This window comes from Chitinophaga sp. W3I9 (assembly GCF_050434025.1).
Lineage (GTDB): Bacteria > Bacteroidota > Bacteroidia > Chitinophagales > Chitinophagaceae > Chitinophaga.
In genome coordinates, this window is sequence record NZ_JBNPWC010000001.1 from 5,810,142 (window position 1) to 5,822,887 (window position 12,746).

Here is a 12,746-nt window from a genome sequence, read left to right on the forward strand (position 1 = left end):
GTTTATGTCCTTGTTTATTAGCTTCGTGAAATAGATTTTCCTATTCTTTTAAAGATGCCTTTTTTGTTTTCTTCCTCATATCCGTAGCCATAGCCATACCCGTATCCATAGCCATAACCATAGGTGCTGCCGCTTTTAACGTCATTGATAATGAGATTAAGTTTAGGCATTTTTCTATGAAGATATAATTCCCTGCTGATCTGGAGCTGATCTTTGAAAGTATAGCCCTGCCGGACCAGGTAGAGGGTGGCATCTGCCCATTTGGCCAGCAACTGGGCATCAGTTACCATACCTATCGGGGCGGTATCAACAACAATATAGTCAAAGTTTTCTTTCAGCTCCCTGAAAAGCGATTCTGTTTTATCCAGCAGCATTAATTCTGCGGGATTTGGAGGAATCGGGCCGGAAGGTATAACATAAAGGCCTTCATGTAACCCTGATGGCTGGATAATAACATCCATCAGTGATTTTCCGATAGCATAAGTGCTGAATCCTGCATGGTTACTGAGTCCCAGCATGGTGGATATTTTAGGTTTTCTCAGATCCATTTCCATCAGGACCACTTTTTTGCCGGAGAGGGCCAGCATAGTTGCCAGGTTGGTGGCAACAAAGGACTTGCCTTCGCCACTCATACTGGAGGTAAGCAGGATCACTTTGTCGTTGGCGCCGGACAATACAAACTGCAGGTTAGTGCGTAACGCCCGGAACTGTTCCGCCAGCGGGGTTCTTGTATTGTTACTGATCACAGCTTCGTGTTTATCACTGTGTCCGATCTCTGATAAGATAGGCACCGGTGTATTATTGGTAATGTCTCCCCTGGAGCGGATACGCCTGCTGAGCATTTCTTTCAGGTATAATATCAAGGCAGGAAGACCGGCGCCTAATATTAAACCCAGCGCAAATATAAGGAGCTTTTTCGGTGAAAACGGCAAGGCGTCGCTCTTCGCGGGGTCTACTACCTGGGCAATGGCCAGGTTGGATGCCTTTGAAATAGCCGATTCCTCGCGTTTCTTTAGCAGAAACAGGTACAGTTCCTGCTTCAGCGCCTGTTGCCTGGAGTAATCCAGGAATACTCTTTCCTTTGCCGGCACCTGGCGGATCTGCTGGTTGGCGGCATCTGCGTTCCTCTTCAGCTCCCGGATACTTACCTCCACATTACGTTTAAAGGACGACAGGTTGCTGCTCAGATCTGTCCGCAATCCGCTTAATTGCTGATCTATATTACGGATCATCGGGTTTGATTCGGTACTCGACAGCAACATCCGCTCCCTTTCCAGCTGCAGGTTGTTATATTTTTCTACCAGAGAGGCAAAAGTAGGATCTTCCATTACCAGGGCAGAAGGTACAATACGTTTATTGTTCTTGTCGTCCTGCACATACTGGTTCAGGGATTCTATTATATTCAGGCGTACCTGCTGATCTATCAGTTGCTTGGCAAAATCATTGGTATTGGAGAATAATAATTTGGATTGTTCCGTCAGATCTGCCAGTTCATTCGTTTGTTTAAATTCCTGGATATCTTTCTCCACCCCGCTTAGCTCGCGGCTTACCACCGACAGGCGGTTATCCACAAAAGCAATCGTACTGTCTACTATCCTGTTTTTGTCTTCCACGCTGTTATGCAGGTATACGTCAATCAGTTTATCCAGGATCTTTTCTCCTTTACCGGGAACGGAGCTGGTAATACTGAGATCTACTGTACTTACCTGCTTATTGGCCACACTCACATTTAATACCTTCTGGTAATCGGCCACTGTTTTGTCTACCGAACGGATTTTAACCAGGTATGCATCTTCATTCAGCGGTACAGACGCCATTCTTGTTACCTGTAAGATTCCTTCCCGGGTATGTAAAGTATCGTTCCATTTCAATTTCCTTGCCTGGCCATCTTCCCTTGTGATCCGGAAAGCGGTTTCAGATTCTGGGATCAGCGAATAATTTACTTCTTTGTTAAGCGTGTCCCGGAGTGTGATCCAATGAAATGCAAAGGGAACATTATTGAATTGTTCGCTTTTCTTTACCCTTCCTTCCACATAATATTCAACATTCAGCTGCATATCCTTTACCACCCGTTCCATCAGGCTGCGGGATTTGAGGATTTCAGCTTCATTATCCACATTACTTTTGCTGTCAAATATTTCCAGTTGCTCCAGGATTTCTCCTCCCGGGATGCTGGGCCCCTTCTGATCGTCTCTTACGAGAATCTTCGCACTTATTTTATAAGTTGGTGTGGCATATCTCAGGTACAGGTAGGCGCCGAACACACAAACCAGGGTACTGATGAGAAACCAGTACCAATAGTGCCACACCCAATCCACAATTTGCCTCAGTTCGAAACCGTTTTCCTTTGGCTCCTCTGAAGGCATAAACCCATTGGGAGGCATTTTCCCGTTCCCGTTAGTATAAAATGTTTCTCTCATTTTCTAAAAATTAACCCTGGTCGCAATTACTATCAACAAGGAAAGTACAGATGCTAAAATTGAAATACGTTTTACCTGTGCCATATCTGTGGAGGCTGATTTAGCCTTGTTTGGTTCCACATATACAATATCTCCCTGGTGCAGAAACAGGTAGGGAGAAGTAAATAGCTTACTGTCATTGAGATTAAAACGTATAAACTCTTTCTTCCCGTTGGTTTCCCTGATCAGCAACACATTTTCCCTCTTGCCATAAATGGTCAGATCGCCGGCTATACCTATTGCATCCATGATCGTTACCTTTTCATTGGGCATTACATAGGACGATGGCCTGGCTACTTCCCCCAGTACGGTTACTTTAAAATTTGCGAAGCGTACATTTACTACCGGATCTTTATAGTAGGTGCTTACTTTACCTGTTATTTCATTCCTTACACTGTCTGTTGTTTTATCCTTTGCCAGGATCCTGCCTACCAGTGGCAACGTAATATATCCATCTTTATCTACTACATATCCGCTTACTCCCGGACCTGCATTGGAAAGCCCTGCAGCGCTTCCGGTTCCTACCACCGGCCACTGTGCGGTGTTCTGCTGGTTAAGCAACGTGGAGGCAGCCGGGTCCAGTGTTTGAATAGTTACCTGCAAAATATCATCTGTCTGGATGAGGGGCATGGAATAAGCCGCCATATCTACCAGTTGTCGCTTTACAGAATCCGGAACATCCCTGAAGTAGGTAATATTTTTAGGTCCGGAACAGGAACTCACACAAAAGCTAAATACACTCAATAACAATACAGCCAGAGCTGGAACACGTCGGGCTGAATGTTTACCCTGATAGATTATACTCATTTTAAGACAGACTAATTAAAAATATGTTTTGGTATTATTCCCTGATGAATCAGGTAGTTATTTTTCCCTTATCTAATTCTTCGTAAGCAGAGTTTTTACTGATGAACTCTGGTACCAGCGCCTTCATCCTTGCAACAGTGGGCGTCAGGTAGTGCTCTTTGGCTGTAGCTATCAACTGATTGATCTGCTCATTTACCTCTGTAAAATCAGATGCCCTTACTTTGGCGATCATGATCTTTTCGTGGTAAGTAGGCAATGTATTTTCTGCATTGTTCAATAGTTCCTCGTAGAGTTTTTCCCCGGGACGTAAGCCGGTGTATACGATCTGGATATCCTTTCCGGGCTCCTTACCTGTCATACAGATCATTTTCCGGGCCAGTTCTGCAATCTTCATGGGCTTGCCCATATCAAATACAAATATTTCCCCGCCTTGTCCCATTGCTCCCGCTTCCAGCACCAGTTGACATGCCTCTGGTATGGTCATGAAATACCTGGTGATATCGGGATGCGTAACCGTCAGCGGCCCGCCTTTTTCCAGTTGTTGTTTAAATCGTGGAATTACAGATCCATTGGAACCAAGTACATTACCAAAACGCGTAGTGATAAAACGTGTTGGTGGCGTGCCGTACACCGGGCCCAGTTTCTGGTATTTTTCGTTCAGGTGATTATTAAAGGATTGGGAGAAGATTTCCGCAATTCTTTTGGAAGCTCCCATTACATTAGTAGGGTTCACCGCCTTATCGGTGGATACCATTACAAATTTCTCTGCACCATACTCTACTGATAACTCCGCCACAATTTTTGTTCCCAGTACATTGTTCATCACTGCCACGGATGGATTTTTTTCCATCATTGGAACATGTTTATATGCTGCTGCGTGATACACAATGGAAGGAGCGTAAATTTCAAACAGTTGTTGCATACGCACCTTATCACATACATCTCCGATGAATGGGATGATGGGTACGCTCACTGCTTTTTCTGACATTTCCAGCTCCAGCTCATGGAGCGGGGATTCCGCCTTATCGCACAACACAATCACAGAGGGTTCATAACTCACCAGTTGTCTTACTATCTCACTGCCAATAGAACCGGCAGCCCCCGTTACCAAAATGCTTTTACCTTTCAGCTCTTTGCTGAGCTGTTGATTTTTGATGCTGATAACAGATCTATCAAGCAGATCTTCAATGTTGATGTCTTTCAATTGAATACTGTTATTGTTAGAACCTTCTGTCCACTGACTCACGGGAATAATTTTTTGCACTCTTATATTCAATGCAATACATTCTTCTACGAGTTCATTCAGATGCGCTGCATCCAGGTGATCATCAGGAATGAGCAACAACGAAATTTTGCCCTCTTTTACCATCTTAAAGAGTTGTCCCTTACGGGAAGCATACACTGGCAGCCCTTCAATTGATTTGCCAGCATGGGCATTAGTATCGGCCAGAAACGCCGTTATCCTCACATCCGATTCAGGGTTGTCGCTGATGGCTTTGCGCAGCATAAGACTGGTATGCCCGGTATAATAAATAGCGGCGCGCGTCCGGCTTTGGCTCCTGAAATTGTTGTAGTATTTAAACGTCCACTTTACCAGCAGGCGATAAGATAATAAACAGAAGGAGCTGATAAAGAAATTAATCAGGATTACTGAAATGGGAAAGAGGTTCTGTTGCTGATCCATCACATGACTATAGCCAATGGTGAAAAGGATGAGGCAACTCACAATATTCAATCCTGCTATGCGGCCAATATCCGTGAGGCTTGTAAATCTTACAATACCGCGATAAGTACGCAAAAATAAGGAGAGGAAAAGGTTTACACCTAAAACAAGCATTCCGATTTTTCCCAGAGGAAATGCTGCATATAACTCAGCATCAAAGTTCAGCCTGAGAAGAAATGCTAAATTGATTGCGATGACAGAGCACCCCAGGTCTAATAGCAAGATTAGCCACGACGGGGTAATCCATGATGAATTACGCACCATAGGTTCAATAATAAGATATGGTTATTAAATATAAGCTCGCCTGTTCAACTAAGGTCGCGCAAGTTTCAAGGTTTTCATAGAGGCGCTTAGTTAAAATACAGGACGGAGAATTAAACGATTACGATCTTTCTTTCGGTTTTCAAAGTTAGCGCAAGATAAGTACTAAAAGTGAAAAGTTCTGTTATGAAAAAGTAAACTGTTGAAAAAAATTTCCAGCTGCTACTCTTCTGAAAGATCAACAACACATGCATTCCCCGACCACTCTAACAAAGCGGTTATGACAACCATTTTTTCCTATGGACTATTTGCTCAAACACTGATCAGTTGGCACATAACGGCAAATAACTCCGTCGGTTAAACGAAAAATGCGGATCAGCCAATCATGCTGTCCATTTTGCATACTATTAAAGAGATTTCTCCCGTGATGCTACATTGGTGGTGATGCACCTGGATCTTTTGCTGTAACGACGTGTTCTGATGCCGCTCTAAAGTGTTAAGTAGATGAAACATGGTCTTTCTTTTTTTCTGGTTAACGCAGCTACTAAAAAATATGGCTATAATATACTATGGTTAAAAAATCACTGCGCTATCGATTCTTGCAACGCACGCAATTGAACAAACACCATACCAACTTCGGGGGATCTATTTAATTTCCCGGCCTAAAGTTAGTGAAGTATTTATTATACTGCTTCAATTATTGAAAAATAACGAAAATATTCTGTAGATAATTTTAGCATTCCCATCCAGAAGATTTCACTACAGAAACGGCCTCACCGGTTACTGGTGAGGCCGTTTCCACAAAGTGTAACGTACTTGTGTATACGTAAAAGATATTATGCTGTTGTAATAAATACGACCAGGCTTTTCGCTCCATGCGCGCCCAGTACCAGCGATTGCTCGATATCAGCGGTTTTGGAAGGACCCGCAATAAATACCCCGAAACCCGTTTGCGGAGCGCCTATCTTTTCATAAGCTTCATGCATAGTAGGAAGTAGCTTATCCGCAGGCAGTACAATTGCCAGGTGCTGACATATAAACGGCAGCACCCTTACCGGTATTTCCGCCTCTGTAAGCCATATGGCGCCATTCTCCGCTACCCCCCACTGACCGGGCACAACCGCCATATCCACATCCTCCAGCAAATGCGGATCTTCGTGTATCCATGCACGTTGTTCACTGCCTACCACGATAATACGTTGCAGATGCGGATAATGCTCCGCCAGTAATGCCGGTATCTCACTTTCATCTTTTATCTCAAACAAACTGCCGCCTAATCCTTCCAGTACTTTGCGGTAAGCTTCCAGCGTACCGGGCATATTGCCGGATAACCCTTCCAGGGAAGGTAATACGGATGCCTCCGGCTGATTTTGCTTAACGGCGGCTAATATCTGGTCCCTGCTGCTCATGACTTTTTATTTTTTTCATACCACTGGGAGAATGATTGCACCGGCGGTGCAGGCATCTCCCTTTGTTTATACCAGGGGTTTAAACGGTTATTCACCATACCGGGGAATGCACGCATTACCCAGCGTCCCATTTTGCCCGCTGTCCGGTAAACACGGGGAGTGGATAATACACCGCTCATAGCCTTCATACTGGCTGTTTTTGCGGCCGTAGTATACCCCTCTTTTACCAATACCTGCCGCCACTTATACAATTGCTGATGAATATCTATTTTCACGGGGCATACATTAGAGCAGGAGCCGCACAGCGTTGATGCAAAGGGCAGGTCGGCATAATCCTTCATATCCAGGTTAGGCGCCAGGATAGCGCCAATAGGCCCTGCTACAGCGGTATGATAACTATGCCCGCCACTGCGGCGATATACGGGGCAGGTATTCATGCAGGCGCCACAACGGATACATTTCAATGAATTGCGGAAGTCTTCCCTGCCCAACTGCCTGGAACGGCCATTATCCACCAGTACAATATGCAGCTCCTGGTCAGGCCGGGGCTTTCTGAAATGACTGGAATAGGTGGTAATGGGCTGCCCGGTGGCGCTGCGCGCCAGTAAACGCAGGAATACGCCCAGGTGCTTACGTTGCGGGATTATTTTTTCGATGCCCATACAGGCAATATGCACATCGGCCAGGTGGGCGCCCATATCGGCGTTGCCTTCGTTGGTGCACACCACCATTTCACCGGTTTCCGCTACTGCGAAGTTCACGCCGGTGATAGCCGCTTTGGCCTGCAGGAACTCCTTGCGCAGGTGTTGCCTGGCGGCAGCGGTGAGAAACTGCGGGTCGGCATTCCCGGCGGGCGTTCCCAGGTGTTCGTGGAACAGCTCTCCTATTTCTTCTTTCTTTTTATGGATACAGGGCAGTACAATATGACTGGGCGGCTCTTTGGCGAGTTGCACAATCCGTTCGCCCAGATCGGTATCAATTACATCGATGCCATTGGCGATGAGATGGGGATTCAGGTGGCATTCTTCCGTGAGCATGGACTTACTTTTCACGAGGTGATGTACCCCATGTTTCTTTAATATGTCTGTCACGATCCGGTTATGCTCTGCTGCATCCGCGGCCCAGTGAACGGTGGCGCCATTTTGTATGGCCTGTTGTTCAAACTGTACGAGATAATCATGCAGGTTGCCCAGGGCGTTCAGCTTAATGCGGGAAGCGGCTTCCCGCAGCTGTTCCCATTCCGGGATGGTCCAGGCCATCTTATCCCTTTTGGCGCGTACCCACCAGAGGGTTTGGTCGTGCCAGTCGACCCGCGGCTCATTCTCGTTGAACTTGTCTGCCAGCGTGGCGTGATCAGCTGTTTGCCTGTTCATGGATATTCTGATTGAGAATTTCTGCAATATGCATCACTTTTACGCCTGCATGCTGCCGGCGTAAGATACCTTCCATGTGCATGAGGCAACTCACATCTGTTCCGGTGATCACCTCTGCGCCATGTTTAACGTGATCGGCTACACGATCTTTACCCATTTTTACAGATACTGCTTCTTCGGTCACACAGAAAGTGCCGCCAAAGCCACAGCATTCATCCTGCCTGTCGAGCGGTACCAGCTCCACTCCTTCTACCATACGCAGCAGCTTTTCCGGTTTGGAGAAAGGCGCCGCCACCAGCTCACTCATCTGGGCAAGGGCGAGGCCGCGCTGCCCGTGGCAGCTCTGGTGCAGTCCTACCTTACAAGGGAAACGTGCCGGCAGGTTTTCCACTTTGAGTACATCCGTCAGGAATTCGGTGAGTTCGTAGATCCGTTCACGGATATGTGTAGCAGCTGTTTCTGCTGCCGGATCGTGCAGATGATCTTTGATATGTAACACACAACTGCCGGAGGGGCCTACAATGTAGTCGTAGTCAGCAAAATTTTTTATGAACAGGCTATTGCACTGGTGTGTAAGATGTTCGTATCCTGAGTTGGCCATTGGCTGGCCACAGCAGGTTTGCCCCTGCGGGTATTCCACTTCACAACCCAGCTTCTGCAGCAGTTGCAGGGTGGCAATACCTACCTGCGGGTAGAACTGGTCAATATAACATGGTATAAATAATCCTACTTTCACGGGTGAAGTAATTTAAATGATCATTGCTGACCTGCAAATTTAGCGGGCAACTTGACAGTAATCCTCCCTCTTTTTTACCGGTTACTGGCTTATTTTTCACTGATACAAATTAAAGCAGTGTTTGGAGAGTGGCAACCCGGTCTGTCCTGTTGCGCGCCTTCGGCGCGGTGCGGAGGTTGTCTTACTCAGGATTAAACTGATTACACTGATTACGCTGATTTGATCAGCTTCTGATTTTAAGGGATTTACGGAGATATGAGCGGATTTTGTCTTACTCAGGATTACGCTGATTTTGCTGATTTATTTGATTTTACTTTTTGGATTTTTAAATGATTATGGGAGATATAAGCGGATATTTTCGCTCATATCTCCCATAATCTTTAAAATCATTTAAAAATCCAAAAAGTAAAATCAAATAAATCAGCAAAATCAGCGTAATCCTGAGTAAGACAACCTCCTAGTCGTTCATAATCTGTTCTTCCTGTTTCTTTTTGAGGTACCACTGGACCACGCGGATTTCAGCGAAGGTGGCGGCATCGCCAACCCGTTCCTTAATGGGGCCTGCGGCGGTAGCGCCTAATTCGCCAATATGGCGGAGGATAAGGCGCATGGTGCCTTCTGTAACAAAGCGGTTGATGTCCATTTCGCCGGCTTCCACGCATTGGGCCAGGTGGCTTTCAATGGTGCTGACAGCGAGTTGGCGTGTGGTGGCGATGTCGGGGATAGATTTACCGGCGAGGTATAGTTCCAGGGTGCCGCGACGGCTGCTGCCCTTTTCCACTTTGCCTTTGGCGGCTTTTTCCTTTGCGGCGGCGGCAGGTGCGGCGGCGGCAGCATCTGCGTCTCTGAGTTTGGTGTAGTCTTTCAGGCCGGTGGTAAAGTCCAGGTCCGCGTAGGATACTTCCCAAACGTGACGCAGCTTGTTCCAGCAATCGGCTTCAAGGGCCATGAGCTGGAGGAGATATTTTTTCGACTTTGCTTTCTTCACATCAGCGATGTGCGCCTGCAAAGGCTGGATGAGGTCCTCATAAATGCTTTGGGTAAAGTAGCCGATGGCTTTATTTACGCGTTGCTTCAGCTGTTCCATTTCGCCTGTTTGCACGGCGGTGTCCAGCAGTTGATGCAGCTGTGTCACAAACCTGGCCGCTACTTCCTGCTGCTGTTCTACTTTGGCAGACATGGCGCGGCTGAGTTTAATGGCGGCATCGAAGTCGGGGATCTTTTTATCCTGGATCCATACGGCGTGGCTGCGGATGGTGGCCTGCATACGGTACCAGTCGAACAGCTGCAGCAGGGATGTGGCCTGGAACTTCTTCTTTTCCATTTCCAGCAGCACTACCAGTTCATTGGCTTCGTTTTCCTTTTCTGCGAATTCAATCACCTGGCGGTCTGTTCTGATGCTGCCGTGCCCGATGCGGGAATGCAGTACCAGTCCGTCCAGCGAAGTACAGCGGCTCAGCGCCACGTATACCTGTCCGGGTGCAAAGGCGTATCCCGCGTCGATGATGGCGCGTTCAAAGGTAAGTCCCTGGCTTTTGTGGATGGTGATGGCCCATGCCAGCCGTATCGGGAACTGGGTGAAGCTGCCGATTTCTTCTTCCTCGATGCTGTTCTCGTCCTGGTTATAGGAATAGCGGATGTTGCGCCAGGTTTCCTTTCCCAGTTTAAGCTCTTCATGGGAGCCTGCCAGCACCAGTACAATTTCTTCGTCGTTAATTTCCTTTACGGTGGCAATTTTGCCGTTGTAATAGCGGCGTGGCTGTGCCAGGTCGTTTTTGAGGAACATTACCTGCGCGCCTATTTTCAGTTGCAGCAGTAATTCCGTGGGCAATGCCTTATCGCTGAAATCCCCTTCTATCTTTCCTTCAAAGCGATATACTTTTCCGGGCATATCTGCCAGGCGCCTGGCATTGATTTCATCGGCCTTCCGGTTATGGGTGGTGAGTACGATGTATTCTTCATCCTGTCCCGTAAAATTCGGCTGATAATGTTCATTGAGCAGCTGCAGGTCTTCGTGCAGCACTTCATTATTGCGGATCCTGTTCAGCACATCAATAAAATGCTGTTCATTCTGCCGGTAAATTTTCTTCAGTTCGATATACAGTGGCGGCGCCTGTTCTATTACTTTGGCCGCAAAGAAAAAGGTGCTGTTGTAATATTCCGAGAGCATCCGCCATTCCGCGTCGGGCACTACCGGCGGGAGCTGGTACAGATCCCCGATAAACAATACCTGCACACCGCCAAAAGGCAGCAGTGGTTTATTGCGGAAATGGCGGAGGATCACATCGATAGCATCGAGCATATCGCAGCGCACCATGCTTACCTCATCGATGATGAGGAGTTCCATTTCCTGCAGCAATACTTTTTTATCGTTGGTAAAACGAATATTGCGGAACAGGCCGTGTTTATCTGTACTGCTGATTTCATCCATTCCAAATCCTCTTTTAGTGCCGGGGATAAAGGGTCCGAAGGGCAACTGAAAAAAGGAGTGCATGGTAACACCACCGGCGTTAATAGCGGCTACTCCTGTAGGCGCTACTACTACCGTGTTTTTACGCGTATGTTCTTTGATGTATTTCAGGAACGTAGTTTTCCCTGTACCGGCTTTACCGGTAAGGAAGATATGGCGGTGTGTGTGGTTTATGAAATCTGCCGCCAGGTGAAAGATAGTATTTGTATTATCCGGTTGGGGCATTTGCTGTTAAATTGAAAGGGCGAATATACAGAAAAAGCGGCGAAAATAGCGGAGATATTGCGTGTAACCAAATGTAAAGTATCTTCGTTTTACTTTCTGCCAACAAAAAAATTTTCTCATATGAACGATCTGAAAATTGCTACCGCGCAATTTGAAAACAGGAGTAATGATAAAGCGTATAACCTGGGGGTTATCCGGGAGTTATCGCGGCAGGCTGCCGCTGATGGTGCAGATGCAGTGGCCTTTCACGAGTGTTCAGTGACAGGATATACCTTTGCGAGGAGTTTGTCGCGGGAGCAGATGCTGGAGCTGGCGGAAATAATCCCTGATGGCCCGTCTATCAAGGTATTACAGGATATTGCCGCTGAAAATAATATTGCCGTGCTGGCGGGATTATTTGAGAAAGATGCGGACGACAACCTGTTCAAAGCCTACGTATGTGTAGATAAAAACGGGCTGGTGGCGAAGTACCGCAAGCTGCATCCGTTTATCAATCCGCATTTACAACCGGGAAATGAATATGTAATTTTTGACCTGAAGGGATGGAAATGCAGCATATTGATTTGTTACGATAATAATATTACAGAGAATGTACGCGCAACGGCCCTGCTGGGTGCAGAAATCATTTTCATGCCGCATGTAACTATGTGTACGCCATCTACGCGGCCCGGCGCGGGTTTCGTGGATCCGGCGCTGTGGGAAAAACGCCGGGAAGATCCTACTTCGCTGCGATTGGAATTTGACGGCATGAAGGGCCGTTCCTGGCTGATGAAGTGGCTGCCGGCGCGTGCGTATGATAATGCGGTGTATGCTGTTTTCTCCAATCCTATCGGTATGGACGACGACCAGTTGAAAAACGGCTGCTCTATGATCATTGATCCGTTTGGTGATGTGATAGCAGAATGCCGGAAACTGGACAATGATGTAGTAACGGCTACGCTTACACGAAATAAGCTGACCGAAGCCGGTGGGTACCGGTATCGACTGGCACGCCGTCCTGATTTGTATGGAGAAGTGATTGCGGCGGCGCATACGCCGGTGCAAAAAGTGGTGTGGCTCCAGGAAAAATAGCACAGCAGCAGGCATAAACTCGCTGCTGATGCGGCATTCGCGACCAGGAGACAACCGGCGGCACGGAGCTTGATAATTTAAACTAAATTATAATACAAATAAAAAAACTGGATTGGTTGCGGGTTTTAACGGATTGGCCTTAAATAAAACCAATAAATCCGGCTGGTCGGTTATCTTTGCAACTTCTTACTCTTGTTTACAGAGCTTTAAGA

8 protein-coding genes are annotated in these 12,746 nt (G+C 46.9%); 1 reads left to right on the top strand and 7 read right to left on the bottom strand.

Annotation, left to right across the window (positions count from 1 at the left end; translation table 11 throughout):
- Positions 1-17: 17 nt before the first annotated feature.
- The 7 genes from QFZ51_RS23545 to QFZ51_RS23575 all read right to left on the bottom strand — a co-directional run bounded on the left by QFZ51_RS23545 (position 18) and on the right by QFZ51_RS23575 (position 11,463).
- On the bottom strand, positions 18-2,420 hold the full coding sequence (locus QFZ51_RS23545) for a GumC family protein (RefSeq protein ID WP_429049554.1): 2,403 nt from the start codon (positions 2,418-2,420) through the stop codon (positions 18-20).
- A 3-nt stretch (positions 2,421-2,423) separates the two neighbouring features.
- Positions 2,424-3,182, bottom strand: coding sequence for a polysaccharide biosynthesis/export family protein (locus QFZ51_RS23550; protein WP_370907430.1), 759 nt, complete (start codon positions 3,180-3,182; stop codon positions 2,424-2,426).
- 133 nt (positions 3,183-3,315) lie between these two features.
- Positions 3,316-5,103, bottom strand: a complete 1,788-nt coding sequence (locus tag QFZ51_RS23555) for a polysaccharide biosynthesis protein (protein WP_370907431.1) — start codon at positions 5,101-5,103, stop codon at positions 3,316-3,318.
- Between the two features lie 983 nt (positions 5,104-6,086).
- Positions 6,087-6,659 carry a LutC/YkgG family protein gene (locus tag QFZ51_RS23560; RefSeq protein WP_429049557.1) on the bottom strand — a complete coding sequence of 191 codons (573 nt, stop codon included), beginning with the start codon at positions 6,657-6,659 and terminating at the stop codon, positions 6,087-6,089.
- On the bottom strand, positions 6,656-8,032 hold the full coding sequence (locus QFZ51_RS23565; protein WP_429049559.1) for a lactate utilization protein B: 1,377 nt from the start codon (positions 8,030-8,032) through the stop codon (positions 6,656-6,658). The genes QFZ51_RS23560 and QFZ51_RS23565 overlap by 4 nt, the downstream gene beginning before the upstream one ends.
- On the bottom strand, positions 8,013-8,768 hold the full coding sequence (locus QFZ51_RS23570; protein ID WP_429049561.1) for a (Fe-S)-binding protein: 756 nt from the start codon (positions 8,766-8,768) through the stop codon (positions 8,013-8,015). The genes QFZ51_RS23565 and QFZ51_RS23570 overlap by 20 nt, the downstream gene beginning before the upstream one ends.
- A gap of 457 nt (positions 8,769-9,225) precedes the next feature.
- Positions 9,226-11,463 carry a helix-turn-helix domain-containing protein gene (locus QFZ51_RS23575; RefSeq protein WP_429049564.1) on the bottom strand — a complete coding sequence of 746 codons (2,238 nt, stop codon included), beginning with the start codon at positions 11,461-11,463 and terminating at the stop codon, positions 9,226-9,228.
- A gap of 120 nt (positions 11,464-11,583) precedes the next feature.
- On the opposite strand from QFZ51_RS23575, the gene QFZ51_RS23580 reads away from it, so the two are divergent.
- Positions 11,584-12,534 (top strand): nitrilase family protein, encoded by a 951-nt coding sequence (locus QFZ51_RS23580; RefSeq protein ID WP_429049567.1) that lies wholly within the window; start codon positions 11,584-11,586, stop codon positions 12,532-12,534.
- The last annotated feature ends 212 nt before the right edge of the window (positions 12,535-12,746 follow it).